28 protein-coding genes are annotated in these 26,513 nt (G+C 73.0%); 14 read left to right on the forward strand and 14 right to left on the reverse strand.

From position 1 onward, the window contains the following. Nucleotides 1-109: 109 nt before the first annotated feature. Nucleotides 110-466: a VOC family protein gene (locus AB0N84_RS12435; RefSeq protein WP_182046905.1), complete on the reverse strand. Its 357-nt coding sequence runs from the start codon at nucleotides 464-466 to the stop codon at nucleotides 110-112. 125 nt (nucleotides 467-591) lie between these two features. Here AB0N84_RS12435 and AB0N84_RS12440 point away from each other — a divergent pair, with 125 nt between their 5' ends. Next, a complete protein-coding gene (locus AB0N84_RS12440) occupies nucleotides 592-891 on the forward strand; it encodes a Dabb family protein (RefSeq protein WP_363546736.1) in 300 nt (99 codons plus the stop codon). Between the two features lie 9 nt (nucleotides 892-900). Here AB0N84_RS12440 and AB0N84_RS12445 read toward each other — a convergent pair whose 3' ends face one another. Together AB0N84_RS12445 and AB0N84_RS12450 are read right to left on the reverse strand one after the other, a co-directional pair. Continuing rightward, on the reverse strand, nucleotides 901-1,398 hold the full coding sequence (locus tag AB0N84_RS12445; RefSeq protein ID WP_363546738.1) for a MarR family transcriptional regulator: 498 nt from the start codon (nucleotides 1,396-1,398) through the stop codon (nucleotides 901-903). Between the two features lie 154 nt (nucleotides 1,399-1,552). Further along, on the reverse strand, nucleotides 1,553-2,260 hold the full coding sequence (locus AB0N84_RS12450; protein ID WP_363546741.1) for a DUF3800 domain-containing protein: 708 nt from the start codon (nucleotides 2,258-2,260) through the stop codon (nucleotides 1,553-1,555). A 147-nt stretch (nucleotides 2,261-2,407) separates the two neighbouring features. On the opposite strand from AB0N84_RS12450, the gene AB0N84_RS12455 reads away from it, so the two are divergent. Continuing rightward, entirely contained in the window at nucleotides 2,408-3,133 is a 726-nt protein-coding gene (locus AB0N84_RS12455) for a phosphatase PAP2 family protein (protein WP_182046902.1), read from the forward strand. Between the two features lie 31 nt (nucleotides 3,134-3,164). On the opposite strand, the gene AB0N84_RS12460 is transcribed toward AB0N84_RS12455, so the two are convergent. Further along, a complete protein-coding gene (locus AB0N84_RS12460) occupies nucleotides 3,165-4,400 on the reverse strand; it encodes a multidrug effflux MFS transporter (protein ID WP_363546744.1) in 1,236 nt (411 codons plus the stop codon). A 46-nt stretch (nucleotides 4,401-4,446) separates the two neighbouring features. On the opposite strand from AB0N84_RS12460, the gene AB0N84_RS12465 reads away from it, so the two are divergent. Then, nucleotides 4,447-4,890 carry a MarR family transcriptional regulator gene (locus AB0N84_RS12465; protein ID WP_182046900.1) on the forward strand — a complete coding sequence of 148 codons (444 nt, stop codon included), beginning with the start codon at nucleotides 4,447-4,449 and terminating at the stop codon, nucleotides 4,888-4,890. 192 nt (nucleotides 4,891-5,082) lie between these two features. Further along, entirely contained in the window at nucleotides 5,083-6,342 is a 1,260-nt protein-coding gene (locus AB0N84_RS12470; RefSeq protein WP_363546747.1) for an MFS transporter, read from the forward strand. Nucleotides 6,343-6,356: 14 nt separating this feature from the next. On the opposite strand, the gene mnhG is transcribed toward AB0N84_RS12470, so the two are convergent. The 7 genes from mnhG to AB0N84_RS12505 all read right to left on the reverse strand — a co-directional run bounded on the left by mnhG (nucleotide 6,357) and on the right by AB0N84_RS12505 (nucleotide 13,514). Then, on the reverse strand, nucleotides 6,357-6,713 hold the full coding sequence (gene mnhG / locus AB0N84_RS12475; RefSeq protein ID WP_083263777.1) for a monovalent cation/H(+) antiporter subunit G: 357 nt from the start codon (nucleotides 6,711-6,713) through the stop codon (nucleotides 6,357-6,359). Then, entirely contained in the window at nucleotides 6,710-7,051 is a 342-nt protein-coding gene (locus tag AB0N84_RS12480) for a sodium:proton antiporter (RefSeq protein ID WP_182046898.1), read from the reverse strand. The genes mnhG and AB0N84_RS12480 overlap by 4 nt, the downstream gene beginning before the upstream one ends. Further along, nucleotides 7,048-7,629, reverse strand: coding sequence for a Na+/H+ antiporter subunit E (locus AB0N84_RS12485; protein WP_069711877.1), 582 nt, complete (start codon nucleotides 7,627-7,629; stop codon nucleotides 7,048-7,050). Before AB0N84_RS12485 ends, AB0N84_RS12480 begins: the two co-directional genes overlap by 4 nt. After that, nucleotides 7,626-9,314: a Na+/H+ antiporter subunit D gene (locus tag AB0N84_RS12490; protein WP_363546752.1), complete on the reverse strand. Its 1,689-nt coding sequence runs from the start codon at nucleotides 9,312-9,314 to the stop codon at nucleotides 7,626-7,628. Before AB0N84_RS12490 ends, AB0N84_RS12485 begins: the two co-directional genes overlap by 4 nt. After that, nucleotides 9,311-9,733 (reverse strand): Na(+)/H(+) antiporter subunit C, encoded by a 423-nt coding sequence (locus AB0N84_RS12495; RefSeq protein WP_289459309.1) that lies wholly within the window; start codon nucleotides 9,731-9,733, stop codon nucleotides 9,311-9,313. The genes AB0N84_RS12490 and AB0N84_RS12495 overlap by 4 nt, the downstream gene beginning before the upstream one ends. Beyond that, entirely contained in the window at nucleotides 9,730-12,657 is a 2,928-nt protein-coding gene (locus AB0N84_RS12500; RefSeq protein ID WP_363546756.1) for a Na+/H+ antiporter subunit A, read from the reverse strand. Before AB0N84_RS12500 ends, AB0N84_RS12495 begins: the two co-directional genes overlap by 4 nt. 101 nt (nucleotides 12,658-12,758) lie before the next feature. Beyond that, nucleotides 12,759-13,514 (reverse strand): SDR family NAD(P)-dependent oxidoreductase, encoded by a 756-nt coding sequence (locus AB0N84_RS12505; RefSeq protein ID WP_363546759.1) that lies wholly within the window; start codon nucleotides 13,512-13,514, stop codon nucleotides 12,759-12,761. A gap of 95 nt (nucleotides 13,515-13,609) precedes the next feature. On the opposite strand from AB0N84_RS12505, the gene AB0N84_RS12510 reads away from it, so the two are divergent. The 6 genes from AB0N84_RS12510 to AB0N84_RS12535 all read left to right on the forward strand — a co-directional run bounded on the left by AB0N84_RS12510 (nucleotide 13,610) and on the right by AB0N84_RS12535 (nucleotide 18,794). After that, nucleotides 13,610-14,329 (forward strand): SDR family NAD(P)-dependent oxidoreductase, encoded by a 720-nt coding sequence (locus AB0N84_RS12510; protein ID WP_182046892.1) that lies wholly within the window; start codon nucleotides 13,610-13,612, stop codon nucleotides 14,327-14,329. Further along, nucleotides 14,326-15,012: an FCD domain-containing protein gene (locus tag AB0N84_RS12515; RefSeq protein ID WP_363546761.1), complete on the forward strand. Its 687-nt coding sequence runs from the start codon at nucleotides 14,326-14,328 to the stop codon at nucleotides 15,010-15,012. The genes AB0N84_RS12510 and AB0N84_RS12515 overlap by 4 nt, the downstream gene beginning before the upstream one ends. A gap of 41 nt (nucleotides 15,013-15,053) precedes the next feature. Beyond that, nucleotides 15,054-15,674 (forward strand): VTT domain-containing protein, encoded by a 621-nt coding sequence (locus tag AB0N84_RS12520; RefSeq protein ID WP_182046890.1) that lies wholly within the window; start codon nucleotides 15,054-15,056, stop codon nucleotides 15,672-15,674. A gap of 33 nt (nucleotides 15,675-15,707) precedes the next feature. Further along, nucleotides 15,708-16,574 (forward strand): SMP-30/gluconolactonase/LRE family protein, encoded by an 867-nt coding sequence (locus AB0N84_RS12525; protein ID WP_363546873.1) that lies wholly within the window; start codon nucleotides 15,708-15,710, stop codon nucleotides 16,572-16,574. A gap of 7 nt (nucleotides 16,575-16,581) precedes the next feature. Next, the gene (rlmC, locus tag AB0N84_RS12530; RefSeq protein ID WP_363546766.1) at nucleotides 16,582-17,733 is read left to right on the forward strand and encodes a 23S rRNA (uracil(747)-C(5))-methyltransferase RlmC; all 1,152 of its coding nucleotides are present in this window, start codon (nucleotides 16,582-16,584) and stop codon (nucleotides 17,731-17,733) included. 362 nt (nucleotides 17,734-18,095) lie between these two features. Continuing rightward, on the forward strand, nucleotides 18,096-18,794 hold the full coding sequence (locus AB0N84_RS12535) for a transglycosylase family protein (protein WP_363546769.1): 699 nt from the start codon (nucleotides 18,096-18,098) through the stop codon (nucleotides 18,792-18,794). 75 nt (nucleotides 18,795-18,869) lie between these two features. Here the strand turns inward: AB0N84_RS12535 and AB0N84_RS12540 are convergent, their stop codons facing one another. Next, on the reverse strand, nucleotides 18,870-19,907 hold the full coding sequence (locus AB0N84_RS12540) for an LCP family protein (protein WP_363546772.1): 1,038 nt from the start codon (nucleotides 19,905-19,907) through the stop codon (nucleotides 18,870-18,872). 63 nt (nucleotides 19,908-19,970) lie between these two features. After that, a complete protein-coding gene (locus AB0N84_RS12545) occupies nucleotides 19,971-20,375 on the reverse strand; it encodes a MarR family transcriptional regulator (RefSeq protein WP_182046886.1) in 405 nt (134 codons plus the stop codon). A gap of 56 nt (nucleotides 20,376-20,431) precedes the next feature. On the opposite strand from AB0N84_RS12545, the gene AB0N84_RS12550 reads away from it, so the two are divergent. The 4 genes from AB0N84_RS12550 (at nucleotide 20,432) to AB0N84_RS12565 (ending at nucleotide 25,636) form a co-directional block, all read left to right on the forward strand. After that, entirely contained in the window at nucleotides 20,432-22,573 is a 2,142-nt protein-coding gene (locus AB0N84_RS12550) for an MMPL family transporter (RefSeq protein ID WP_363546775.1), read from the forward strand. A 12-nt stretch (nucleotides 22,574-22,585) separates the two neighbouring features. Next, complete coding sequence (locus tag AB0N84_RS12555) at nucleotides 22,586-23,242, forward strand: GntR family transcriptional regulator (RefSeq protein ID WP_289459318.1); 657 nt, start codon at nucleotides 22,586-22,588, stop codon at nucleotides 23,240-23,242. A gap of 73 nt (nucleotides 23,243-23,315) precedes the next feature. Then, the gene (locus AB0N84_RS12560) at nucleotides 23,316-24,827 is read left to right on the forward strand and encodes an LCP family protein (RefSeq protein ID WP_363546779.1); all 1,512 of its coding nucleotides are present in this window, start codon (nucleotides 23,316-23,318) and stop codon (nucleotides 24,825-24,827) included. Nucleotides 24,828-24,853: 26 nt separating this feature from the next. Continuing rightward, nucleotides 24,854-25,636: an endonuclease/exonuclease/phosphatase family protein gene (locus tag AB0N84_RS12565; protein WP_182046882.1), complete on the forward strand. Its 783-nt coding sequence runs from the start codon at nucleotides 24,854-24,856 to the stop codon at nucleotides 25,634-25,636. Nucleotides 25,637-25,642: 6 nt separating this feature from the next. Here the strand turns inward: AB0N84_RS12565 and AB0N84_RS12570 are convergent, their stop codons facing one another. Beyond that, nucleotides 25,643-26,437, reverse strand: a complete 795-nt coding sequence (locus AB0N84_RS12570; protein ID WP_363546782.1) for a hypothetical protein — start codon at nucleotides 26,435-26,437, stop codon at nucleotides 25,643-25,645. Nucleotides 26,438-26,513: the final 76 nt, after the last annotated feature.

Raw genomic sequence — 26,513 nt, forward strand, 5'->3', positions numbered from 1 at the left:
TCCCCCGCCCCGTTGCGGGGGGGGCCCCCCCGGTTCCCCCCCCCCCCCCCCCCGGGGGGGGGGGGGGGGGCCCCGCCCCCCCCCCGCCTCCCGTCTGCAGGTCGTCGCCTCAACCCTGCGGCGGCGAGTACAGCTGCAGGTCGTTGCCCTCGCTGTCCTTGAACGGGATGATCTTGCCCCACGGGTGCTCGCTGACGTCGCCCGCGAAGTCGACGCCCTTCGCCTTGAGATCGGCGACCTCGTCCTCGATGCTGCCGTCCGGCTGGAACGAGACGACCGCGCCGCCGTCGCTCGACGGGCCCGCCGACTCTCGTCCGTTCAGGCCGATGAGCAGCCCGTTCGCGTCGATCTCGCTCCAGTCGTCGTCCTCGCTCTTGACCGTCAGGCCGAGCGCGTCGCGGTAGAACGCGACCGCGCGCTGCATGTCACTGACCGGTACCCAGACCGCTGCCACTCCACTTGCCATGGTGATGCCTCTCGTCGTCGTTGCGTACGGGGGAGACGGTAGGTCGCCGGGTTGCGTGCGGACACAGGTGGAGTGGTGTCCCAGTACCCCGGTGGCAGGCTGTGCGGGGACGACGGGAGCAGCGGATGGCTGGCGTGACGCACGTGGTGCTGGTGGCACTGACCGATGACGGGCAGGGCGTCACCGAGCGCCTCGACGCGCTGTGCCGTGAGCACCTGCAGCGCATCGACGGGGTGGAGTCGGTGCGCTCGGGGACGAGCATCAGCACGGAGGGGCTCGAGGCGGACTTCGGGTGGATGCTGACGGTGCGCTTCCGCGACGCCGACGCGCTCGCCGCCTACCTGCCGCACCCGGAGCACCGCCCGGTCGCCGACGCGATCGGCGCGGCAGCCGGACGGGTCGTGGTGTTCGACGTCGCCGACTGACGCGAGGGGTCAGCCGCGCTTCGGTCGGGGCCGGGCGGAGCGTGGCGGGACGGTCCGCATGTGGTCGCGGACCCGTCCGAGCACGTCGTCGAGGGCGTGGACGTCGTCGGCCGACAGCGGCTCGAGGAACAGCTGCCGGAGCACCTCGACGTGCCCGGGGAAGACCCGGCCGAGCACCTCGCGCCCGGCGTCGGTGAGCGCGACCGTGGTGCTCCGTTCGTCCTCCGTCGAGGGCGCGCGCACGACGAGCCCGTCGCGCTCGAGCAGGCCGACCTGGTAGGTCAGGCCGCTCCGGCTGTAGACGACACCGTCGGCGAGGTCGGTCATGCGCAGGCTGCCGTCGGGGGCGTCGCCCAGCGTCGCGAGCAGCTGGAACTGCACGTAGCTCAGGCCGCCGGCGTCCTTGAGCTGCTGCTCGACGGTGTGCCGGAGCAGGCTGCTGACCTCGATGAGCGAGAAGTACGCGCCGAGCTCGGCGGGGTCGAGCGGCGGGAAGGGAGCGGGCACCCGTCCATCCTAGGTGTTGCGAAGTCGAAGCACTGCCCGGACTGCACGCTAGCGAGTGGTCGACTACCCTTGGAGGCACGACGGGCCGGTTCCCGGGACGTCGCCAGCCGAAGGCCCCGCTCGCGGGGCCTTCGTTCTGCCCGGGTCGTCCCGCTCACGGCACCCAGGTCTGCTCGTGTGCCACTGCGGGCGCGATCGCTGCCCACTGCCGGGCCAGCGTCCGGCGGGCGGCGGGGTGCGGGTTGTGGATGCGCTGACGTCGGAAGTGGACGTACACGGCGAGGTCGACGACCTGCAGCCCGTCCGAGAACCGCGAGCAGGCGAAGTTGATCGGCGAGGAGATGTGCCGGAGCATCGACGATCCGGCGCCGCCCGTCCCGAACTCCTGGTACCCGGCGAAGGCGCGTTGGTGTTCTGCCTGTGTCGCGATCTCGTCCGCGACCACGATCGCCTGCTCCTCGTCGCCGTGCGCGGCGGTGTACTGGTCGATCTGTTCGAGGACGTGACCGAAGACGACGGCGTGCGGAGGCGCCGGGTACCGGAATCGCGCATGGAGTCGAGCCACGTCGACGCCGCGGAAGAGGTACCGGACGCCACCGTCCCGGGCGGCGTCGAGGACGGCGAGTGAGACGCCGGCGGCTTCGCGGTGCTTGCCGCGCAGTGGCGACCACGGGCCGCTGCCGCCCATGAGCTCGTGCCCGTGGAACTCGATCTCGGGATCGGTCCCGTGTTCACGAGCAGTTCGCTGCCGGACCGCCGCGAGACGCGATGAGACCGCTTCCCACCCCTCCAGCGTCGCGATCGCGGCACCGATGAAGTAGCGGTCGCGGTCGTACGATTCATCGACGTAGGCGACGAGCATCCCGTCAGCCTCGCACGGGGCGGAGTCGCCCGGAGGGACCTGTGGATGCGCGACGGGTGGCAACGCAGCCACGGGGCTGAACGGTCTCTGATGCGGAGCGGGGCCGGCACGCCGGGCGGTCGGACGATCCCCTGGGACGATGGACGGATGAGCACCGACCCCGAGCGCCGCCGCAGGAGGGCCGACGTCGTCGGCATCCTCGAGCCGAACCCCCGTCCGCTGTCGACGATCGCGATCGCCGTCGTCGCCGTGCTCGTGCTCACCGTGGTCGGGTTCTTCCTCGGCACGGTCGACCTGGGGCTCGCGAAGGCGTTCAACACGCTGCACGTCGGCGCCCTCGGGGCGTTCACCACGGCGGTCTACCACGTGATCAGTCCAGTGCCGGCGATCGCGATCACGTTCGTCGTCGCGGGGATCATCTGGTGGCGGGCACGCGACGTCCGCCCCGCGCTCGGCTTCGGCATGACGATCGCGATCACCTGGCTGCCGTCGGCGGCGGTGAAGGAGCTCGTGCACCGGGCCCGGCCGGACGTCGCACTGCTGCCGCACCCGTTCCCCGTGCAGCCGGACCCCGGCTACCCGAGTGGGCACACCGTGTACATCACCGCGTTCGTCATCGCCCTGGTCTGGGTCGTCCGCGAGACGCGGTGGCACCAGGTGGCACGGGTCGTCGGCGTCGTCGCGATCGTGGTCGTCTTCCTGTCGGTGTCGATCGACGCCGTGCACTACCCGACCGACGCGGCCGCGTCGATCCTCTGGGCGGTCGCCGTGGCACCGGCCGCGCGCGTGGTGTGGGTGGACTGGGCGATGCCGCGCATCCCGGTCCTCCGGCCGCGCGACGGAGCGGCCGTCCCGCTGCGCGTCCGTCGCTGAGGAACCTGCGCGCAGCCGCGCCGACGGCGTCCTACGCCCGGCTGCGCCGCGCCACGACGAGCGCGACGACGGCGACGACCGCGGCGGCGAGCATGACGATCGCGAGCGGTGCCGCCGTGCCCTCGCCGCCGATGCTCACGAGGGGTGACACGAGCGCCGCGAGCCCGAACTGCAGCGCTCCGAGCGCGGCGGAGGCGCTCCCGGCCACGCCGGGCACCGCGCCGAGCGCCATCGCCGTGGCGTTGCCGAGCACGAGGCCCAGCGAACCGACGGCGGTGAACAGCGGGACGGCGAGCCAGAGGACCGGCGCACCGGTGACGACGAGCAGCGCGAACGCGACGGTCGACGCCGTCACCAGGACGATCCCGAGGGTCAGGACACCCTCGACGGAGCGGGTCGCGGTGAGCTTCGCGGACAGGATGCTGACGCCCATCAGCGCGAGCGCGTTCAGGCCGAAGGCGAGTCCGTAGCCGACCGTGTCGAGGCCGAGCATGCCCTGGTACAGGAAGGGCGACGCCGAGATGTACGCCATCATCACCGCGAACGCGAAGCCGAACACGGCGGTCCAGCCGACGAACGTCCGCGAGCGCAGCGCTCGCAGCGGAGAACCGGAGGCGGTGCGTTCGGCCCGCAGCGCGTCGCGACGGGCGCGCAGGTGCGTCTCGCGGACCACCGCCAGCACGGACACGAGCATCACGACCGACAGGCCGAGGACGATCGCGAGCAGCCCGCGCCACCCGATCGGGCCGGTGAGCAACCCGCCGAGCAGCGGTGCGACCACCGGGGCGACCCCGCCGACGATCATCATGAGCGAGAACGCCCGGGCCGCGGGCCTGCCGGTCGCGAGGTCCGAGATGACGGCGCGGCCGATCACCATGCCGGCCGCGCCGCCGAGGCCCTGCAGCAGGCGTGCCACGACGAGCACGCCGACGTTGGGTGCCAGCACCGCGGCCGCGCTCGCGAGCACGCACAGCGCGGCACCCGCCAGGAGCGGCGGCACGCGGCCGAAGCGGTCGGACAGCGGCCCGAAGACGAGCTGCCCCGCGGTCACGCCGACCAGGAAGGCGGTCAGGGTCAGCTGCACGGTGGTCGCGGACGCCGAGAGCTCGGTCGTCATCTGCGGGAACGCCGGCAGGTAGAGGTCGGTCGCGAACGGCGCGACCGCGCTGAGCAGGCCGAGCACGAGCAGGAGCGGCGTCGTGATGCCCGTCGGCCGGGTGGAGGGCTTCGCCGTCGCGGCGCGGATGGATCCGGTGTCGGTCGTCATGGTTATGAAACCATAACTCATCCGTCGGCAGCGGTACAGTGACGGCATGGCACCAGCGGTCTCCGACGACGCCCTCGCCGAGTTCGCCGACGTCGTCCTGCGCATCGGCCGCGAGGTCGACCCGCACGGCCCGCACGCCCCCGACATCGTGCCGCTCACCGGGACCGAGGCGCTCGTGATGCGCTGGGTGCACCGGAACCCCGGCGCCTCGCCGAGCGCTGTGGCCGACGCCACCGCACTCCAGCGCAGCAACTGCAGCGTCGCGCTCCGCTCGCTCGTTGCGAAGGGCATGGTCGAGCGCCGCACCGACCCGGACGACGCCCGCACGGTGCAGCTGCACGCCACGTCCCGCGCGAACGAGAGCATCGAGCGGCTGCACGCGCACTGGGCCGGGCGGCTCCGTGCCGCCCTCGCGGGGGACGAGGAGGGGCTCGCCGCAGCGGCGACCCTGCTGGCGCGCATCGACGACGGCCTGCGCCGACGGGACTGACGGCGGACGGGAGGCGCGTGGCGGGACCGGCACGCGCCTCCCGTCCGCCGCGCGGTCACGCTTGCTACCCTGGTCGGGCACCACCAGTACGCAGTGTGTACCTACCGGCCGTCGGCACCCCCGGCGGATCAACGGCGGCACCCCGACGGGCCCGTCGACCGACCAGGCCGGGCCCCAGAAGGCACACCCCTCATGCTCCACGAACGTCGCGCCGACGCGCCCCTCGTCTCCCTCGCCGGTCGGTGGTACTTCCCGATCGCGTTCATCGCCCGGCTGCCCTTCGCGATGATGGTCGTCGGCGTCCTCACCCTCGTCGTCGCCTCCCGTGACTCCGTCGCGCTGGGCGGCATCAACTCCGCGTCCGTCGGCATCGGCTCGGCGGTCTTCGGCCCGCTCGTCGGCGTCGCCGCCGACCGCTTCGGCCAGCGGGCCGTGCTCGTGCCCGTCGGACTCGCGAACGCCGTCCTCCTCGGCGTCCTGCCCCTCGTCGTCGCGGGGACCGCGCCCGACCTCGCGGTCCTCGCGATGTCGTTCTGCATCGGCGCGACCGCCCCGCAGGTCGCCCCGATGTCCCGGACGCGACTCGTCGCGCTCATCCGACGCCACACCTCGCCCGCCCGTCGCGACAGGGTCTTCAGCGGCACGATGGCCTACGAGTCCGCCGCCGACGAGACCGTGTTCATCATCGGCCCGTTCCTGGTCGGCCTGCTCGCGAGTGCGATCGCGCCGTGGGTGGCCGTCGCGGGGGCCGCCGCGCTGACGCTCGTGTTCGTCACCGCCTTCGCGCTGCACCCCACCGGCAGGCTCGTCGTCGGTGGGCCGGCGCAGGAGACCCGGGCGCCCGCCCGGCAGCTCCTCCGCCCCCGGTTGCTCGTCGTGGTCGTCGGCATCCTCGGCGTCGGTCTGTTCTTCGGCTCGACGCTGACCTCGCTGACCGCCTTCGTGGAAGGTCACGGCGAGGCGTCCCAGGCGGGCCTGCTCTACGGCGTCATGGGCATCGGCTCCGCGGCGCTCGCGCTCGGCTCGGCGGCCTTCCCGCGGTCCTTCGGGGTCACGTGGCGCTGGCTCGTGTCCGGCCTCGTGCTGCTCGGCGGGGCGATCGCGTTCAGCCGTGCCGACTCGATCGGGTCCGTCGTGCTCGTCCTCGGGATCCTGGGGATCGGCATCGGCCCGACGCTCGTCGCGCAGTACAGCCTCGGGTCGGACCGCTCCCCGGTCGGCCGCTCGGCGACGACGATGACGATCCTCGGTTCGGCGGTCATCGTCGGGCAGTCGGTCGCGTCCGCGGTCGTCGGCGAGGTCGCCGAACGGGCGGGGACGGGCGCCGCGATGCTCTTCCCGGCGTTCGCGGCGGGGCTGGTGGTGCTCGCCGCCGTGGCCGACCTGTTGCTCGCGCGGCGGGACACCCGCTCGCCGGCGCCCGAGCCGTCCGAGGCCGCCGCGGCGGGCTGAGTCGGGCCTCGGGGTCAGTCCTCGGTGTCGTCCACCAGCAGGTCCTCGTGCCGGTAGTCGTTCGACCGCAGACCGGCGCGCGCGATCATGTGCGTCGACACCGGCACCAGGAACAGCTGGAACACGAGGACCGGCACGACGACCCAGAACGCCGTCCACGTCCACACCGCGACGACGACCGCCGCGAGGGCGAGCGCCAACCCCAGGACCTGCGGCTTCGCCATCGCGTGCAGGCGCACGAGCGGGTCGGGGAACCGCACGATGCCGATCGCGGCGGCGAGCGAGAGCGCCGAGGCGACCAGCAGCAGCGCGAGGGCGATCCAGGCGCGGACACCGGCCCCGTCGACGAAGGACTCCAGGATCGCGATCACTTCGACTCCTCCTCCACGGCGTGCTCCGGCGTGGTCGCGTCCGTGCCTTCGTCGGACGGGTCCGAGGACGGCGTCACGATCCGGGCGACGGCGATCGTGGCGAACACGCTCGTCGCCGCGATCACCACGAGCACGGGGACGGCGGTCAGGTCCTGCCGGACGACCATCGCCGCGGCGATCACCACGAGCGCGGTGGTCAGCACGATGTCCGAGCCGATCATGCGGTCGAGGATGGTCGGACCGCGGACGATCCGCCCGACCGCCAGGGCGAGGGTCGCCCCGAGCAGGGCGAGCACGAGCAGGACGCCGATGCCCATGACGACCACGGCGGCGCTCACCGGGTCACCGCCGGCAGCGGCTCGGCGAGTTCGGACACGTCCTGCTTCGACCCGATGGCGCGGATGACGAGCTCCTCGATGCGGTGGGCCTCGTGCGCGGCGGCCTCGACCTGCTCGGTGCGCTCGGTGTCGAGCACGTGCAGCAGCAGGCGCCGGCGCGGCAGGTCGACGTCGGCGACGAACGACCCGGGCACGAGGGAGATCGCCAGGGTGGCGAGCGTGAAGGTCATCTCGGACGTGGTGTGCATCTGCACGAGCACGATCGAGCTGCGGCGGACACCGCGCGGACGCACGGCGACCCAGGCGACCCGGAAGGACGCCACGACGACGAGCCCCGCCCAGACCACGAGGAACCAGAGCAGCCGCGGCACCGACAGGCGCTTCGAGAGCGGGACCGGCGGGAGCGGCAGCAGCTGCGTCACGAGGAGTGCGACCACGACGCCGCACAGCAGCGTCAGCACGGTCCACGAACCCCAGAGCAGCGCCCACAGCACGGTCAGCCCGGCGACGAGCGGGACGTCGTAGCGCCACGCGAGCGCGATGCGGCGGGCGTTCGACGTGCGGCGGAGGTCGCTCATCGTGCACCTCCCAGGACGGCCTGCACGTAGCGGTCGGGTGACTCCAGCGACTCGGCGGCGCGGGTCGCGTACCCGTAGAGCGGTCCGGCGACGACGGTCAGGGCGACCGAACCGAGGACCGCCACCGTCGTGACCGCCACCAGCATGCGCGGCAGCGGCGCGTGCGCCGACGGCTCGACCGCGGCGGTCTGCCCGGTGGCCGGACTGGAGGCGCTGCTCGCGTGGGGTGCGTCGGTGACGGTGGTCGAGCCTCCCGGGTGGTACGCCTCGCCGGTCTCCTCGGACACGGTGAGGGGCGCCGGTTCCGGCGACCGCAGGTGCGCGTGCGGTTCCGCCGTGCTGGCGTGCGGTGCCGCCGCCTCGGCGGCCGGCTTCGGCCGCCAGAAGGCGGCGTCCCAGACGCGCATCAGCGCGTACAGGGTGAGGAGGCTCGTCACGACCCCGGCGCCGATCGTCACCCATGCCATGGGGGAGCCGTCCTCGGCTGCGGCCCGGAAGAGGCCGAGCTTGCCGATGAAGCCGGAGAACGGCGGGATGCCTCCGAGGTTGAACGCCGGCACGAGGTACAGCGCGGCGAGGAGCGGCGCGGCCCTGAGCAGGCCACCGAGCGACCGCGTCGAGGTGGTGCCGCCGATGCGCTCCATGACGCCGGACACCAGGAACAGCGTGGTCTGCACGACGATGTGGTGCACGGTGTAGAACACCGCTGCGGCGGTCCCCACGACCGAGCCGAGGCCGATGCCCATCACCATGAAGCCGATGTGGCTGATGAGGGTGAAGGACAGCAGTCGCTTGACGTCGGTCTGCGAGACGGCGCCGAGCACGCCGACGACCATCGTCAGGACCGCGACGACGAGCAGGACGTCGTTGAGCTGCGGCCCCGGGAAGATGATGGTCTCGAGCCGGATGATCGCGTAGATGCCGACCTTCGTCAGCAGGCCCGCGAACACCGCCGTGACCGGTGCCGGTGCGGTCGGGTACGAGTCCGGCAGCCAGAACGCCAGGGGGAACACGGCGGCCTTGATGCCGAAGCCGATGAGCAGCATCGTGTGGAGCAGGAGCTGCACGTGCTCCGGCAGACCGGCGACCCGCTCGGAGATCTGCGCGATGTTCACGGTTCCGGTCGCGCCGTAGACCAGGCCGATGGCGGCGAGGAAGATCGCCGACGCGATGAGGCTGGTGACGATGTACGTCGTGCCGGCCCGGACGCGCTGCTCGCTGCCGCCGAGGGTGATGAGCACGTAGCTCGCCACGAGCAGCATCTCGAACGCGACGTAGAGGTTGAAGAGGTCGCCGGCCATGAAGGCGTCGAGCACGCCGGCGGCGAGCACGAGGTACGTCGGGTAGAAGATCGTGACCGGGGCGTCCTCGTCGTCGGGCGCGAGGTCCTGGCCGATCGAGAACAGCAGGACGAGCAGGAGCACGCTCGCGCTGACGGTGAGGAGCAGGGCGCTCAGCCGGTCGACCACGAGCGAGATGCCGTACGGGGCCTGCCAACCGCCGACCTGCACGACGATCGTGCCGTGCTGGTCGACGAGCACCATGAGCGTCGCCGCGACGGCCACCGCGACGGCGAGGACCGCGACGGTGATCGCACGCTGGAGCTTCCGGTGGCGCAGGAGGCCGAGGGCGACGGCGGCCCCGAGCAGCGGGACCAGGACGAGGAGCGGGACGAGCCAGGTCATCGTGCGGCCTCCTCGCGCTGCGCGGCCTCGGGGTCGGTGTCGATCTCGGGGTCCTCGTCGGCCGGGTCGTCGCGGTCGCGGCCGATGGCGGCGTCGGCCTCGTCGACCTCGACCTCGTCGGCGCGGGAGAGCTTCCACGACCGGTGGATGAGCGCGAGCAGGAAGGCGCTGACGGCGAAGGTGATGACGATGGCGGTCAGGGCGAACGCCTGCGGCAGCGGGTCGGTGATCCCCTCGGCGGACTTGCCGACCGGGGGCTTGCCGGCGGCGCCGGACATGATGAGCAGGAGCAGGTTGAGGGCGTTGCCGAGCAGCAGGAAGCCGAGCAGCATCCGGGTCAGGGACCGTTCGAGCAGCAGGTACACCCCGCACGAGAACAGCACCGCCATCGCGATGACGAGGACCAGCGTGATGGTCATGTGGCACTCCCTTCCGGGGTGGTGGCTGCGACGTTGTCGGCGGGGTCGCCCTCGGTGGTGTCCGCGACCGGGGCACGCGAGTCCTCGAGGCGCTGCCGGTCGACCTCGGCGCCGAGGCTCCGGAGCACGTCGAGCACGAGCCCGACGACGACCAGGTACACCCCGATGTCGAAGAAGGTGGCGGTGACGAACTCGACGTGGCCGAGGACGGGGACGGTCGCCTCGAAGAACTCGGAGTAGAGCGCCTCCTTGCCGAACAACAGCGGCACGATGGCGGTGGTCGCGGCGACCGCGACGCCGAGCCCGAGCAGGCGGCCCGCACGCACCGGGGCAGCGGCACCGAGCTCGGCGGGGCCGCCGGCCAGGTAGCGGGCCGCGAGGGCGATGCCGGCGACCAGTCCGCCGGCGAACCCGCCGCCGGCCGCGTTGTGCCCGGCGAACAGCAGGTAGAGCGAGAGCACCACGAGGCCGTGGAAGAGCAGCCGCACGACGACGTCGAGCAGTGCGGAGCGCCCGGTCGGGATCGCGGCGCTCGTCGGCAGCCATGCGCGGGGCTCGCCGTCGGGGCGGTGCTTGTCCTCGGCCACGCTGGCGGGCATGTCCCGCAGGCGGGGGAGCGTGTCCTCGCGCGAGTCGAGGAAGATGAGGCTCGCGACACCGGTGGCCGCGGCGACGACGACCGTCAGCTCGCCGAGGGTGTCCCAGCCGCGCAGGTCGACGAGCGCGACGTTCACGACGTTCAGGCCGTGGCCGAACGAGCTCGTCAGGGCGGGCAGGTCCGGCCAGACCGGTGCGGCGTTCCGCGCGGAGGCGGCGACGATCACGACGATCGCCAGGGTCACGCCGGCCAGCGCGGCGAACAGCGCACGCGCGATCCGGAAGCGCGAGGGGTTCGCCGTCGCGATCCGCGGGGGGAGCCGCCGGAGCACGAGCACGAAGGCGATGAGCGTGACGGTCTCGACGACGAGCTGCGTGAGCGCGAGGTCGACCGCGCCGTGCAGGACGAACAGCACGGACATGCCGTAGCCGGTCACCCCGACGAGGACGGCGGCGGCGAACCGGGTCTTGGCGGTGAGCACCGCGATCGCGGCGACCGCCATGACGATCACGACCGGTACCTGGCCCCACGAGTCGGCGAACCGGACGTGGAACGCCCACGGCCCGCCGAGCACGAGGTTGGCGAGGGCCCCGGCGACGAACACCGAGAGGATCACGGTCAGGTAGTAGGGGAGCGATCCGCGCTGCACGCCCGCGGTCAGGCCGGTGGCGACGCGGTCGAGCCCGCGCATGATCGCGCGGTAGGTGCCGGAGGCGCTCGGCGAGCCGGCGAGGCGGTGCTGCAGGGCCTCGACGGGGCGCCGGAGCAGGAACAGGGCGACGCCGCCGACGAGTGTGATCGCGGACAGGCCGAGCGCCGGCTCGAGGCCGTGCCAGAGCGCGAGGTGCGGGACCTCGCCCTCGGGGAGCGCCGCCGCGGTGGCCGCGGGCTCGATGCCGTGCGCGACGACCGGGGTGAGGAGTCCGAGTGCGAGGCCCGTGACCGCGAGGACCGACGGCACGACGCCGAGACCGTGCAGCCCGTGCGGCGCGGTCTCCTGCACGCCGGGCTTCCGGGCGAAGGCGCCCCAGAGGAAGCGGAGTGAGTACGCGACGGTGAGGAGCGAGCCGAGCGTGACGCCGACGAGCGCGACGCATGCCCACCCGGCCTGCGGTCCGTGCAGCTCCTCGACGAAGCCGGTCAGCACGGCCTCCTTCGCGACGAACCCGATGGTCGGCGGGATCCCCGCCATCGAGGCCAGCGCGAGGACGGCCACCACCACGAGCCACGGCATCCGACGGCCGAGGCCGCTCAGCCTGCCGAGGTCACGGGTGCCGGTGACGTGGTCGATCGACCCCACGACCAGGAAGAGCGTCGACTTGAACGTGGCGTGTGCGACGAGCAGCGCCACGCCGCCCAGCGCCACGGCGGGGGCGCCCCAGCCGGCGGCGAGCACGAGGAAGCCGAGCTGCGCGACGGTGCCGTAGGCGAGCAGGAGCTTGAGGTCGGTCTGCCGGAGCGCGCGGTACCCGCCGACGAGCATGCCGGCCACCCCGAGCACCGTGACCGTCTCGCGCCAGCCGGTCATCAGCGCGAACGCGGGGGCGAGGCGCGCCACGAGGTAGATGCCGGCCTTCACCATCGCGGCGGCGTGCAGGTACGCGCTGACCGGGGTCGGTGCCGCCATGGCGGCCGGGAGCCAGAAGTGGAAGGGGACGATCGCCGACTTCGTCAGGGCGCCGAGCAGCACGAGCACGACGGACACCGGCACGAGCGGACCCGGACGGTCGACCAGCTCCGGAGCCTGCGCGATGATGCCGGATAGGCTCGTGGTGCCCGCGGTGACCGAGAGCGCGACGAGGCCCGCGAGCATCGCCAGACCGCCGGCGGTGGTGACGACGAGCGCCTGCATCGCGGCCGCCCGACTGGCCCGCTTCGCGGCGTCGTGGCCGATGAGCAGGTACGAGAAGACCGTCGTGGCCTCCCACAGCACGAAGAGCACGATGACGTCGTCGGCGACCACCAGCCCGTACATCGACCCGGCGAAGGCGGTGAGGACGCCGGCGAACCGGCCGAGTCCCGGCTCGTCGCGGCCGAAGTACGACGCGCAGTAGACGAGCACGAGGGCACCGACGACCGAGACCACGAGGGCGAGGACCCACGACAGGGCGTCCATCCGCAGCGACAGCGCGAGGTCGAGCTGCGGGATCCACTGCCACCGGCTCGTCACCCCGCCGTGCAACGCCCGGTCGGTCTGGGCGATCGTCAGCACCGCGGCGGCCGCGGGAGCGAGCGCGGCCACGTAGAACACGCGGCGGCCGATCAGGGGGGTCAGGGCGGGGACGATCAGGGCGACGATCGCGAACGCGATGAGGACGGAGACCATCGGGCACCTCCTCGGGGTCGGGCAGCAGTCCGGCTCACTGGGTCCTCACAGCTTACGGAACGCCGGATGGCAACTTCCTGAACGGCCGGACAGTCCCGTTCTCAGCGCCCGTACGCCCGCGCCGGGATCTGCGTCGCCAACTTCCCGCCCGACACGTCGACGAGCGTGCCGGTGATGTAGCCCGCGGCGTCGCTCGCCAGGAACACGAGCAGGTCGGCGACGTCGTCCGGGGTCTCCCACCGGCGCAGCGACAGCGTGTCGAGCAGTCGGTCCTGCTCGGCGGTCGGCATCTCGGCGAAGCCGTTCATCGTCGTCGGGACCATCCCGGGGGCGTAGGCGTTGACGGTGATGCCCCACGGGCCGAGCTCGGACGCGAGCACGCGCGTGAACGCCACGACCGCCGACTTCGACGCCGCGTACGCCGCACTGCCGACGCTCGGCGCGATCGCCGCGAAGGACGCCGCGTTGACGATGCGTCCGCGCCCCGCCGCCTGCATCACGGGCGCCACCGCCTGGCTGACGAGGAACGTGCCGCCCAGGTTGACGTCCATGCACCGGCGCCAGGCGTCCCAGTCCAGCTCCGCGACGGTCCCGGTGACGTTGATGCCGGCGTTGTTGACGAGTACGTCGATCGTGCCGTGCCGGGCGACGACCTCGTCGATCGCGGCGCTGACCGACGCCGGGTCAGCCACGTTGCACACCACCTCGTCGACGCCGGGGGATGCCGCATCGTCGAAGGCGAGGTCGAGGGCGACCACGCGGCAGCCCTCGGCGACGAAGCGTGCGGCGAGGGTCCGGCCGATGCCGCGGGCGGCTCCGGTCACGACGACCACGCGGTCGGTCAGGTCGAGGTGCATCGTCGCTCCCGTTCACCGGGCCGGTTCGTCGGTCCCGTTCTCCGGAGGCCGGGTGCCGTGGGCGCCCGTGCCTCGAATGGTCATACTATTCGAGCATGACGGCGAAGGTGCTCTGGACCACGGGTGGCGGCAGCGGGATGGGTGCGGCCAGCGCGCTCGCCGCGGCCCGGGACGGCTGGACGGTCGTGCTCAGCGGCCGTCGCCCCGACCGGCTCGAGCAGGTCGCCGACGCGGTGCGTGCCGCCGGCGGGAACGCGGCGGTGCTGCCGCTCGACGTCACCGACGCCGACGCCGTGGTGGCCGCCCGGGACCGGGTGCTCGAACACCACGGGCGGATCGACGGCCTCGTGCTGGCCGCGGGCCTGAACACCCCGGCCCGGCGGTGGGCCGACCAGTCGCTCGCCGACGTCCGCGCGGTCCTCGACACGAACACCACCGCGGTCGTGACCGTCGTCGACGCCGCGCTGCCCGCGCTCCGGGCGTCCGGCGGTGTCGTCGTCGTGGTGTCCTCCTACGCCGGGTGGTCCTTCCAGCCGGGCGCCGGTGTGGCGTACTCGGCGAGCAAGACCGCGCTCGGGTCGATCGTCCGGACGCTCAACCAGCAGGAGGCCGAGCACGGCGTCCGTGCGACGCACCTCTGCCCGGGCGACGTGGCGACCGACTTCCTCGACCAGCGCCCCGAGGTCCCCGACGCAGCGGCGCGGCAGCGCATGCTCCAACCGGAGGACGTCGGCCGGACCGTCGCGTTCGTGCTGGGGTCGCCGGCGCACGTGCGGATCGACGAACTCGTGCTCTCACCCGTCTCGCAGCGGTGACGAGCACCTACGACCGGGTCCTCGACGCGATCGGCACGGCGGTCGTCTCCGGGGAGTTCGCCCGCGGGAGCCGACGCAGCACGGACGAGCTGGTCGCCTGGACCGGTGCGAGCCGCAGCATCGTCCGCGAGGCCGTCCGGGTCCTGGTCTCCCTCGGGCTGCTGCACGCCGGTCGTCGGGTCGGCATCACCGTCCTCGGCGCCGTGGAGTGGGACGTCCTCGACCCGCGGGTGGTGCGGTGGCGGCTGCAGGGCCCGGACCGCGAGCGGGCATCGGCCGAGCTGCGCGAGCTCCGTGCCGCCGTGGAACCGCTCGCGGCCGCCGCGGCGGCCCGACGCGCGTCGCGCGACGAGTGCGCGGCCGGACGGGAGGCGCTGCTCGCCACCGCGGACGAGCTCGCCGCCGCCGCGACCCAGGACCGCCGCCTCGACTTCACGAGCGCGGACATCCGGTTCCACGCGCGCGTGCTCGACCTGTCCGGCAACGTCCTCTACCGCCGACTGCACCGGGTCGTCGGCGAGGCCCTCCGGGAGCGCGGGAGCATCCGACCCGACCGCCACGACGTCGGGCTCCACCTCGCGCTCGCGCGGGCGGTCGCCGCGGGGGACGCGGACGGCGCAGCCGACACGATGCGCGACATCGTGCACCGGACGGAGCACGGACCGCGCACCGACCTGGGATGATGGGTGCCGGCGTGCCTCCCCGCGCCCGTGGAGGTGGACCGGTGGACGCAGCGCAGGACGTGGTGGTCCAGCTCGTCGGCACCCCGTGGGCGTTCCTCGCCGTCGGCCTCGTGCTCGCCGTCGGCAGTGTCGCGGTGTTCCTGCCGAGCCAGGCGATGGTCGTCGCGATCGGCACCCTGCTCGTCGGGGGCGACGGTGGTCTGTTGCCCGTGCTGTTCCTCGTCGTCGCCGCGACGGTCGGCATGGTGCTCGGCGACCTCGTGCTCTGGCGCCTGGCCCGTTCGGTCGACCTCGGCTCCCGGTCCTGGTTCACGCGTCCGAAGATCCGGAAGGCCCGCGAGGCCATCGACGGTCGCTACCGCAAGGCCCCCGGCCGGATCGCGGTCCTCGGCCGCTTCATCCCGATGGGACGGTTGACCACGAACCTCGTCGGTGCCGACAGCGGCCTCGACCTCCGCCGGTTCCTGCTCAGCTGCGCGCTCGCCGACGTCGTCTGGGCCGCGTACTGCGTCGGGATCGCCGCCGCCACCGGGCACTGGAGCCGCGAGCAGCCGTTCCTCGTCACCACGCTCGCGGTCGTGGCGTCGATCCTGCTCGGCCTCGCGATCTCGGCGATCGAGAAGGCCGTGCACCGACGCAGCGAGGCCGCTGCCGCAGCCTGACCCCGCTCGCCGTTCGAAGGAGAACCCGTGCAGCTGACCGACCTCGTCCCCGACCCGGGCGCCCTCGACCGGATCGCGACCGGCAGCACGTGGGCCGAGGGGCCGTGCTGGATCCCGTCCTCGCGCACGCTCCGGTGGTCGGACATCCCCGGCGACCGCATCCTGCAGTGGCACCAGGACACCGGCGAGACCTCGACGTACGCCGCCGGGGTCGAGTTCACGAACGGCCGCACCCGCGACCGCGACGGGTCGGTCGTGCAGTGCTCGCACGGACGCCGACGGGTCGAGCGCGACCGTGACGGGGTCGTCACGCCGATCGTCGACGGGTGGGGCGGTGGCCGGCTGAACTCCCCGAACGACGTCGTCGTCGCGGGGGACGGCGGCATCTGGTTCACCGATCCCGCCTACGGCATCACGCAGCCGCGCGAGGGCCACCCCGGCGAGCGGGAGTACGGCGACCACTGGGTGTTCCGGTGCGGTCCCGACGGCGAGGACCTCCGCCCGGTCGTCCTCGACGTCGACGAGCCGAACGGGCTGGCGTTCTCGCCGGACGAGCGCGTGCTCTACGTCGCGAGCTCGTCGTCCGACGAGCCGGTCGTCCGGGCGTACGACGTCGACGGCGCCCGGGTGAAGAACGGCCGGGTCGTCGTCCGGCTCGGTGCGGGCGAGGGCGTGCCGGACGGCATCCGCGTGGACGAGCACGGCAACGTCTGGTCCTCCACACACCGCGGTGTCTCGGTCTTCACCCCGGACGGCACCCGCATCGGCGACGTCCCCGTGCCCGAGGTGGTCGCCAACCTCTGCTTCGGCGGCGACGACGGCACGACCCTGTTCGTCACGGCGACGACGTCGGTGTACCGCATCGCGACGACGACCCGGGGCGCCGCTGCCGTATCCTGACCCGGCCATGCAGTGCGACTACTTCGACCGCGGGGTGTGCCGGTCCTGCACCCTGATGGGCCAGCCCTACGCCGACCAGGTGCTCGACAAGGAGATCCGCACGCGCGAACTCCTGCGCGACGCGGTCGAGGCGTCCGGGGGGCCGGGGGCCGTCGAGTGGCTCCCGGCGATCACCAGCCCCGAGGCCGGCTACCGGAACAAGGCGAAGATGGTCGTCGGTGGGACCGTGCAGCAGCCGACGGTGGGCATCCTCGACCACCGGCAGCGCGGGGTGGACCTGCGGCACTGCGGGATCTGCACGCCGGGCATCCGGCGGGCGCTGCCGATCCTGGCGGACTTCGTCGCCGACGCAGGGCTCATCCCCTACGACGTGGCCGCCCGCCGCGGCGAGCTGAAGTTCGTGCTCGTGACGGAGTCGCCCGACGGTGACCTGATGGTGCGCTTCGTGCTGCGCTCGGAGGGACAGCTGCCCCGGCTCCGTGACCACCTCGGTGCCCTGCGCCGGGTGCTGCCGGAGGCCGTCGTGGTGACCGCGAACCTGCTGCCCGAGCACAAGGCCGTCACCGAGGGGGACCGCGAGGTGGTGCTCACGGAGCAGGAGACCCTGCCGATGCGCTTCGACGCGGTCACCATGCACCTGCGCCCGCAGAGCTTCTTCCAGACGAACACGGCCGTGGCCGCCCAGCTCTACGACCAGGCGTCCGCGTGGATCGACGAGGTCGCGCCCGCGTCGATGTGGGACCTGTACTGCGGCGTCGGCGGGTTCGCCCTGCACGCCGCTCGACCCGGCCGCGCGGTCACGGGCATCGAGACGAGTCGTGAGGCGATCCGGTCCGCGAAGCAGTCGGCGCGTGAGGCCGGCCTGACCGACGTCCGCTTCGCCGCCGACGACGCCACCGAGCACGCGCTCCGTGCCCGCCCCGACGCCGTGCCGGGACTCGTCGTGGTGAACCCGCCGCGACGGGGCATCGGCGAGACGCTCGCGGGCTGGCTGGAGGACTCCTCGGTCGAGCACGTCGTCTACTCGAGCTGCAACCCGGTGACGCTCGCGAAGGACCTCGCCCGCATGCCCTCGCTGCGCCTGCGGCGCGCGCGTGTGCTCGACATGTTCCCGCAGACCGGCCACCTGGAAGCCGTGACGCTGCTGTCCAGGGCGTGAACAGGCGGTGACCAGGAGGCGGACGGGAGGCTCCCGGCCAGGCCGCCACGGGCCTCCCGTCCGCCGCATTGCCAGGGAACTGCCAAGGTCGCGTACCCGGGTACGTCCCGATCGCCGCAGCCGTACCGATGCGGACGTACAGGAACACCGTCGGGGTACATAGCATCTACCGGTAGAACCCATTGTCTCGGTTTGATAACAGTGACGAATTTCCTATGGTTGCCGACCAGACGCCGCCGGCACCAGTCCACTGCCCCCGGAGGCGCACCCCACAACTCGACCGCGATCGGTCGGGACGGGCAGTGGCGACCGAGACCGCTCCGGCGGTCCGTCGGTCAGTGGTCCCGGTGGAGCGATCAACCATGAAGAAGCTTTCCCGTACCCGCACCATCGTCGGTGGCCTGGCCTTCGCCGGCATCGCCGCGACCGGTGTCGGCCTCGCGGCAGCGCCCGCGAACGCAGCGTCCGGCTCGACCTGGGACGCCCTCGCGCAGTGCGAGTCCGGCGGCAACTGGGCCATCAACACCGGCAACGGCTACTACGGCGGCCTGCAGTTCAACCTCGGCACCTGGCAGGCCAACGGCGGCGCGGGCAACCCCGCCTCGGCGAGCCGCGCGACCCAGATCGCCGTGGCCGAGCGCGTCCTCGCGTCCCAGGGTTGGGGCGCATGGCCCGCCTGCTCCGCGAAGCTCGGCCTGAGCGGTACCGCCGGAGCCGCCCCGCAGGCTGCTGCGCCGCAGCAGGCCGCACCCCAGCAGGCCGCGCCGCAGCAGCAGGCTGCCCCGCAGCAGGCCGCTCCCCAGCGTCAGGCCGCGCCGCAGCAGCAGGCCGCCCCGAAGACGACCACCCCGGCCGCGCCGGCGGTCTCCGCGCCGAGCAAGCCGGCCGCCGTGCCGACCAGCGGCAAGACCTACACGATCAAGTCGGGCGACACGCTCGACAAGATCGCGACGCAGCTGGGCATCGACGGTGGCTACATGAAGCTGTGGGCCGCGAACACGTCGACCGTGGACGACGCGAACCTGATCTACGCCGGCCAGGAGCTCCAGCTCCCGGCCTGATCGAGCTCCCGATCCAGCACGAGGCCCCGTGGCACGACGCCACGGGGCCTCGTGCGTCGTGGCGCCGCTCGCGCGTCAGCGCCCGTGCGAATCGACCCACCGCTGCAGGTCGTCGGACCGCAGGGACTGCGAGAGTGCACGACGCTCGAGTTCGTTGAGCCGGACGAAGGACTGTCCGTCCGGTGACGTCCCGCTCCCGTCGATCGGCATCGTGACCGTGACGAGGTCGTCCGCGTCGAGGTGCCGGAGCGACCACCCGAGGCGCGCGATCGTCGGGACGTCGAGGCCCGGGTCGACCGCGAGGTGTTCGCTCGTCGCGGTCACGAGGTCCCCGATCCGTCCGGGGTCCGTCAGGGTGCCCCGGGACAGCGCCTGCTGGAACACCCCCCGCAGGAACGCCTGCTGGTTGCGCACACGCGCCTGGTCGCCGTCGGAGAAGGCGTACCGTTCGCGCACGAAGGCCAGCGCCTGCTGGCCGTCGAGGTGGTTCGGTCCCTGCGTGAAGTGGTGACCCCGCGCCGTGAAGTCGGTGGAGGACTGCACCGTGACGCCGCCGAGGGCGTCCGTCATGCTGGCGAACCCGGCGAAGTCGATCTCGGCGACGTGGTCGATCCGCACGTCGAGCAGCTGCTCGACGGTCTGCACGGTCAGGGGGATGCCGCCCCAGGAGTACGCCGCGTTGATCTTCGCGGTGCCGTGCCCCGGGATCTCCACCCACGAGTCGCGCATGATCGACACGAGGTAGACGTGGCGACGGTCCGCGGGGACGTGCGCGAGCATCAGGGTGTCCGACCGTCCGCCGGCCGTGTGGTCGCCGTCCGGGTCGAGGGCGGCCCGCGAGTCCGACCCGATGAGCAGGATGTCCTCGGCGCTCCCGGTGGGCGACGGACGCGCCCCGGTGGGGAACGGTTCGGTCAGGACCTCGGTGTGCTCGTCGAAGCTCCGGGCGAGACCGCCCACGAAGGTCGCCGCCACGACCGCGACGACCGTGGCGATGCCGAGGAGCGACCCGACCGTGGCGATCAGTGCGACGAGGACCGGACGCCGTCGCCGCTGCCGTCGCACGGGCGCGGCTGTTGCGGCCGCTGCTCGGTCGGCGCGACGTTCGGGCATGCGGGACTCCTGCCGGTCGGGTCGGCCCTGCGCCGACCGGAGCAGCCTACTACATGCAGTATTTCAGACGCTACTGTTGTGGAGGAGGGCGGTCAGCCGCTTCCGCAGGCCCTCGTCCTCGGGCAGGACCTCGCGCTCGATGTGCTGCGCGGTCTCCCACGCGCGCCGGCCGTCCGCGGTGACCGAGACCACCCGCCGACGACGGTCCTCCGGGTGTGCGGTGCGGGCCACGAGGCCGTCGCGTTCGGCCCGTTCGAGCGTCCGGGACATCGTCTGGGGCTGCACGCGCGCGGTCCGGGCGATGGTGTCGGCGCCGGTCGGCCCGGTGCGCAGCAGGATGTCGATGGCGACGAGCGCCGCGTGGGACAGCCCGACCGCGCGGAGGCGCTCGTCCCACTCGCGCTCGACGGCACGGGCTGCGGCCGAGAGCAGGCGTCCGAGGGGCCACTGCGCGGCGGGATCGTGCATGGTGGGATCCTACGACCGGGGCCGCGGACGCGAGATGGTCAGCATGCTGACGATCCATGTACGCTCACCCCGTGAAGCGCTCCCTCCGCATCGTCCTGCCGGCCCTCGTCATCCTCGTGTGGCTCGTCGTCGCCGGTGTCGGCGGCCCCGTGTTCGGGAAGATCGGCGAGGTGGCGACCAACGACCAGACCTCGTTCCTGCCGGCCTCGGCGGACGCGACGACCGTGCAGGAGCGCGCGGCCGACTTCCGGCAGCCGGCGGGTGCCCCGGCGATCGTCGTGCTCGAGCGCGACGGCGGCCTGACCCGCGACGACCTGGCGGACGCCCGGCAGCTCGCGGCCGTGCTCGCCGACCGGGACGACGTGCAGGGCGTCAGTCCGGTCATCCCGAGCGAGGACGGCGAGGCCGCCGAGATCGTGGCCACCCTCACCGAGGCCGCCGACCCCGGCGACGCCGTCGCAGCGATCCGGGCCGACGTGGACGCGGCGCTCCCGACCGGGGTGGCCGGGTACGTCACCGGGCCGGCGGGTTTCACGGCCGACCTCACGGCGGCGTTCGCGGGGATCGACGGGCTGCTCCTCGGCGTCGCGCTCGCCGCGGTGTTCGTCATCCTCGTGGTCGTCTACCGGTCGCCCCTGCTGCCGTTCCTCGTGCTCGGGACGGCCACGTTCGCGCTGTGCGCCTCGATCCTCGTCGTGTACGCGCTGGCGGAGGCGGGCGTCGTCACCGTGAACGGCCAGGTGCAGGGCATCCTGTCGATCCTCGTGATCGGTGCCGCGACCGACTACGCACTCCTCTACACCGCGCGGTTCCGCGAGGCCCTGCGGGACCACCGCACGGGCTGGGGTGCGACCCGGGCGGCGCTCCGCGGGTCCGTCGAACCGATCCTCGCCTCGGGCGGCACCGTCATCGTCGGCGTCCTGTGCCTGCTCTTCTCGGACCTGAACTCGAACAAGGCGCTCGGTCCGGTGGCTGCGATCGGCATCGCGTTCAGCCTCCTCGCGTCCCTGACCCTGCTCCCCGCGCTCCTGATGGCCTTCGGGCGTGCCGCGTTCTGGCCGCGGCGCCCGGCGAACGGCAGCGCGCACCCGGTGCTGACCGGGGCCGACGCCCGCGGCGTGTGGGCCCGCGTCGGGCGCCTGGTCGCCCGTCGCGCCCGGACGGTGTGGATCGTCTGCACGGTGGCGCTGCTCGCGATGGGTGCCGGACTCGTCGGACTCCGCGCGGACGGGGTGCCGCAGAGCGACCTCGTCATCGGAGCGTCCCAGGCGCGCGACGGGCAGGACGTGCTCGCCGACCACTTCCCGGGCGGCTCGGGCAGCCCGGCGCAGGTCATCGGCCCGGAGCGCGACCTCGACCGGCTCGTCGCGGCGGTCCGTGGGGTCGACGGCGTGGACGACGTGGTCGCGGCGGCGGCGGACAGCCCGTCCGGCACGACGGCGGTCGGCGACACGGCCGGAGCCGCGAGCGGCCCCACCGCCCGACCGACCGTGTCCGACGGGGACGTCCTGCTCGAGGCGACGCTGCGCGCACCGGCGGACTCGTCGGCAGCCGAGCAGACCGTCCGCGACCTCCGTACGGCTGTGGAGCGGGTGTCGCCGGACGCGCTCGTCGGTGGTGTCACCGCGACGGCGCTCGACACCGACGACACCGGGATCCGCGACCGCACGGTGATCATCCCGATCGTGCTCCTGGTGATCCTCGGCATCCTGATGCTCCTGCTGCGGAGCGTCGTGGCGCCGCTCGTGCTCATCGGCAGCGTGGTGGTGTCCTTCGCGGCCGCCCTCGGGGTCGGCGCGCTCGTGTTCGACCACGTGCTGCACCTGCCGGGAGCGGACCCGTCGGTCCCGCTGTTCTCGTTCGTGTTCCTCGTCGCGCTCGGGGTGGACTACAACATCTTCCTCATGACCCGGGTGCGCGAGGAGAGCCTGCGCCACGGGCCCCGCGAGGGCGTGCTGCGCGGGCTCGGGGCGACGGGCGGCGTCATCACCTCCGCCGGGGTCGTCCTGGCGGCGACCTTCGCGGCGCTCGGGGTGATCCCGATCCTGTTCCTCGTGCAGATCGCGTTCGTCGTCGCGTTCGGTGTGCTGCTCGACACCGTCGTGGTGCGGTCGCTGCTCGTCCCGGCGGTGGTGCACGACCTCGGCCGACGCGCGTGGTGGCCCTCGCGCCTCTCGCGGACCGGCCGTCACATGTGACACGCTGGTGCCATGCCAGTCCCCTCGACGCAGCCGGCCGCCGAACGCAAGCTCCTCCGTGACACCGTGCAGGACAAGATCCGTGCGGCGATCATGGACGGCACGCTCGAACCGGGCGAACGTCTGAACGACGACGACCTGATCGCGTGGCTCGGGGTGTCCCGGACCCCGATCCGCGAGGCCCTGGCGGAGCTGGCGCGGGCCGGGCTCATCGAGATGGCACCGAACCGCTACACCCGCGTCGCTGCGCCGACGAAGGACGAACTCCTCGACGCCTACCGCACGCTGGGCGTCATCTACGGCGGTGTCGTGCGGCTCGCGGTGCCCCGGTTCACGGCCGCGCAGCGGAAGAAGATCGTCGCGGTGCTCGACGACGTCGCCGCGCGGGTGGACGGCGAGCACATGGACGACGTGGCCCGCGAGGGGTCCGACATCTACGCCATGTGGGTCGAGGCGTGCGGCAACGCCTCGCTCGCGCAGCTGTGCCGGGCGACCACCGACGGCCTGGCGTTCAAGCTGCGCGTGCCCGAGCTGACCGAGCTGGTGCCGGCCGACGTGGTCCGTCCCGAGATCGACAAGCTCCGCGCGGCCGTGCTCGCACAGGACCCGATCGCGGCCGAGCTGGCGATGGAGGCCATCCACCTCCTGCCCACCCGCAGCGCGGACTGACCGCGCTCAGGGTCCGCGCACGACCCTCAGCGGATTCCCTGTCCGTTCCACGCTGTGCGGTTATGGTTTCCGGGTGAGCATCGAACCCGAGCAGACGACGCGCCGTGCACGCCGCGGCCACGTGCCGCCGCGCCACGGGCGCCAGAAGCGCGGGGGCGGGATCGTCCTCCCCGCGATCGCCGGCGTGCTGACGATGGGCCTGGTCCTGATGGGTGGCTACGCCGCGGCGGCCTTCACGAGCCTGAACAACGGCGTCACGAAGATCGACGCGATCGCTCCGCGGTCGCAGGACGACCACGACGTGGACGGCACGGCCCAGAACATCCTGCTCGTCGGTGACGACCACCGGCCGGACAACGCGACGCCCGAGCAGATGGCGGAGCTGAGCACGACCAGCGACGGCGGTGCGACCAACACCGACACGATGATCGTCCTGCACATCAACGCCGACGGCACGCAGGCGACGATGATCTCCTTCCCGCGCGACTCGTACGTCGACATCCCCGGCGTCGGCAAGGGCAAGCTCAACAGCGCCTTCTACTACGGCACCCTCAACGGCGGTGGCGACACCGGCGGCGCCAAGCTGCTCATCCAGACGATCCAGGACCTCAGCGGCCTGTCGATCGACCACTACGTGCGGGTGTCCCTGCTCGGCTTCTACCAGGTGGTCAAGGAGCTCGGGCCGGTCGAGGTGTGCCTGAACGAGGCGGTGAACGATCCGTACTCCGGCGTCGACCTGCCCGCCGGCACCTCGCAGCTCGACGCCAAGCAGGCGCTCTCGTTCGTCCGCCAGCGGCACGGCCTGCCGAACGGCGACCTCGACCGCAACGTCCGCCAGCAGTACTTCCTGTCGCAGGAGGCCCGCAAGGTGCTCTCGGCGGGCACCCTCCTCAACCCGATCAAGATGAACGCGATCCTCAGCGCGGTCGGCGGGTCGATCCAGACCGACACCGACCTGGTGTCCCTGGCGACGCAGATGCGCGACCTGCGTCCGGGCAACATCCAGTCGGCGACGATCCCCACCCTCGGGACGCCGACCATCACCGTGAACGGCTCCGCGCTGTCCATCGTCCAGGTCGACACGGTCGGCATCCCCGCGTTCGTGCAGGGCCTGGTCGGTGAGCCCGAGGAGTACACGAAGGCCACCGCCGCCGCGCCGGCGTCCACGACCGTGACGGTGCTGAACGGCAGCGGGGTCGAGGGTGCCGCGGCCACCGCGAGCGCGAACCTGACCGCGCGGGGCTTCCAGGCCGGTGCCCCCGGCTCCTCGGAGACGACGAAGACCACCCAGGTGCAGTACCCGGCGGGGCAGGAGGCACAGGCCAAGGCCGTCGCCGCCGTCGTGCCCGGTGCGGTCGCGGTCCGGTCGACGACGGTCACCGGCGTGACCCTGGTGCTCGGGTCGGACGGGAAGACCGTGAGCGCTCCGGCCCCCGCCGGCGGTGCCTCGTCGGCACCGGCGGACGGCGGGACGCAGGACGCGGCACCCGCGACGCCGAAGGACGACGGGTCGAAGTCGTCCGAGCCGAAGCCGAGCTCGACCGACGTGAAGACGTACGGCAAGGAAGGCGTCTGCATCAACTGACGGGGCTCGACGGGTAGGTTCGACCGGTGAGCCACGTCGCGCGTCCGATCACCCTGATGACCTACAACGTGAAGAACCCGGATCCCCGCCACGACTGGCCCGCACGGCTGCCGCTGGTCCTGGACATCATCCGGCGACACGACCCGGACGTGCTGTGCGTCCAGGAGGCGTTCGACCACCAGATGGACGCGCTGCGCGCCGGGCTGCCGGACCACGGCGACGTCGGCCAGGGGCGCGAGGGCGGCACCGCCGGCGAGCACGCGGCCGTCTTCTTCCGCCGCGACCGCCTGCGCCCCGTCGACACGGGCACGTTCTGGCTGTCGGACACCCCGGACGAGCCGGTGTCGAACACCTGGGGCAGCCTGTACCCCCGCGTCGCGAACCACGCGCACTTCGTCGACGTCGACGGCGGGGCCTTCACGCTCCTGACCTCGCACTTCGACCACGAGGAGAACGACCACGGCGACGAGGTGCGTCGACGCAGCGCGGCCCTGGTCGTCGAGCGGCTGCGGTCGGTCGAGGGTCCGGTGGTGTTCGCGGGCGACTGCAACGAGCCGGCTGGACAGGGGCCGGCGTGGCAGGTCTTCGCCGACGCCGGGTACGAGGACGCCTGGGCCGTCGCGGGCGATCCCGACGACCGCACCGCGTCCTTCAACGGCTGGCAGGCGCCGGTCGACTCCGGGGAGCGCATCGACTGGGTGCTGACCCGCGGTGGCGTCGAGGTGGAACGGGTCGTGATCGACCACGACGGTCCCGAGACCTGGGCCGCGAGCGACCACTTCCCCGTGGTCGCCACCCTGCGCGTCTGAGAGCGGTCAGCAGGAGCGACGGGCGTGCACGGGCATCGGAGCGCCGATGACCGTGACCTCGGTGTCGTCCGTCAGCGCGGACACGCCGTTCGAGCCCTGCTCGTCGTCGCCGTCGCCGTGGCGCTCGTCGGCGTGGGTGTCGGCGCCGGCGTCGTGCTCGGACCGGGGCCCGTCGTCGTCCGACGCCTCCCACCCGGGCTCGAGCAGCAGCTGCCACGCGCGCGCGTCGCCGGAGCCGTAGGACTCCTTGTCGGCGGCCGGGGCGTCGTGCAGCTCGTCCGCGACGTCGTCGCCCACCTGCACGCCGCCGGGCCCGGTGAGCTCGACGCGGCTCCCGATGCGGGTGCGCACCGAGGACTTCAGCACGCGGATCTCGACGGCGTTGCCCACCGCGGCCGGGGTCCGCAGCGCGGCGACCCGGATCGCGCCGCCCCACGTCGAGGTGGTGCCGGCAGGGAAGCACGCGCCCCCGTCTCCGGCGGCGGTCTGCGTGCGGGACGGTGTGCCGAGCAGGCGGCCGAGCAGGTCCACCGTCGACCGCGAGTCGCGCATGGAGACGTCGGCGACGGTGTCGTCACCGTCGCGGAAGACGAGGGACTCCGCGTCGAGCTCGATCGAGTCGACCCGTCGGAGTTCGCGGTTGGTGACCTGCACGGCGGGTCGAGACGACACGAGGTCGCTGCGGTCCTCGGCCGCGGACGCCGGCGACGCGGCGACGATCCCGCTCGCGTCCGCACCCACGGTGCCGACGACGGCGGCGAGCACGGCGGTGCCGATCGCGAGCGCAGGACGGAGGTTCACCACTCGACCGTACGACCTCCCGACTGCTCGGACGACAGGTGTTACCGAATCGCAGCCCGGTCGTCACGTGTTCGTG

It is taken from the genome of Curtobacterium sp. NPDC089185 (assembly GCF_040685235.1).
In the GTDB taxonomy this organism is placed as follows: Bacteria; Actinomycetota; Actinomycetes; order Actinomycetales; family Microbacteriaceae; genus Curtobacterium; species Curtobacterium citri.

Bases quoted from the DNA above. Each gene is read 5' to 3' on its own strand.
- AB0N84_RS12550 (WP_363546775.1), top strand. From the start codon at position 20,432: ATGTACGCTCACCCCGTGAAGCGCTCCCTCCGCATCGTCCTGCCGGCC.
- AB0N84_RS12490 (WP_363546752.1), bottom strand. From the start codon at position 9,314: ATGACCTGGCTCGTCCCGCTCCTCGTCCTGGTCCCGCTGCTCGGGGCC.
- AB0N84_RS12500 (WP_363546756.1), bottom strand. From the start codon at position 12,657: ATGGTCTCCGTCCTCATCGCGTTCGCGATCGTCGCCCTGATCGTCCCC.
- rlmC (WP_363546766.1), top strand. From the start codon at position 16,582: ATGCAGTGCGACTACTTCGACCGCGGGGTGTGCCGGTCCTGCACCCTG.
- AB0N84_RS12460 (WP_363546744.1), bottom strand. From the start codon at position 4,400: ATGACGACCGACACCGGATCCATCCGCGCCGCGACGGCGAAGCCCTCC.
- AB0N84_RS12505 (WP_363546759.1), bottom strand. From the start codon at position 13,514: ATGCACCTCGACCTGACCGACCGCGTGGTCGTCGTGACCGGAGCCGCC.
- AB0N84_RS12545 (WP_182046886.1), bottom strand. From the start codon at position 20,375: ATGCACGATCCCGCCGCGCAGTGGCCCCTCGGACGCCTGCTCTCGGCC.
- AB0N84_RS12535 (WP_363546769.1), top strand. From the start codon at position 18,096: ATGAAGAAGCTTTCCCGTACCCGCACCATCGTCGGTGGCCTGGCCTTC.
- AB0N84_RS12465 (WP_182046900.1), top strand. From the start codon at position 4,447: ATGGCACCAGCGGTCTCCGACGACGCCCTCGCCGAGTTCGCCGACGTC.
- AB0N84_RS12540 (WP_363546772.1), bottom strand. From the start codon at position 19,907: ATGCCCGAACGTCGCGCCGACCGAGCAGCGGCCGCAACAGCCGCGCCC.
- AB0N84_RS12435 (WP_182046905.1), bottom strand. From the start codon at position 466: ATGGCAAGTGGAGTGGCAGCGGTCTGGGTACCGGTCAGTGACATGCAG.
- AB0N84_RS12440 (WP_363546736.1), top strand. From the start codon at position 592: ATGGCTGGCGTGACGCACGTGGTGCTGGTGGCACTGACCGATGACGGG.
- AB0N84_RS12495 (WP_289459309.1), bottom strand. From the start codon at position 9,733: ATGACCATCACGCTGGTCCTCGTCATCGCGATGGCGGTGCTGTTCTCG.
- AB0N84_RS12555 (WP_289459318.1), top strand. From the start codon at position 22,586: ATGCCAGTCCCCTCGACGCAGCCGGCCGCCGAACGCAAGCTCCTCCGT.
- AB0N84_RS12470 (WP_363546747.1), top strand. From the start codon at position 5,083: ATGCTCCACGAACGTCGCGCCGACGCGCCCCTCGTCTCCCTCGCCGGT.
- AB0N84_RS12485 (WP_069711877.1), bottom strand. From the start codon at position 7,629: ATGAGCGACCTCCGCCGCACGTCGAACGCCCGCCGCATCGCGCTCGCG.
- AB0N84_RS12510 (WP_182046892.1), top strand. From the start codon at position 13,610: ATGACGGCGAAGGTGCTCTGGACCACGGGTGGCGGCAGCGGGATGGGT.
- AB0N84_RS12450 (WP_363546741.1), bottom strand. From the start codon at position 2,260: ATGCTCGTCGCCTACGTCGATGAATCGTACGACCGCGACCGCTACTTC.
- AB0N84_RS12455 (WP_182046902.1), top strand. From the start codon at position 2,408: ATGAGCACCGACCCCGAGCGCCGCCGCAGGAGGGCCGACGTCGTCGGC.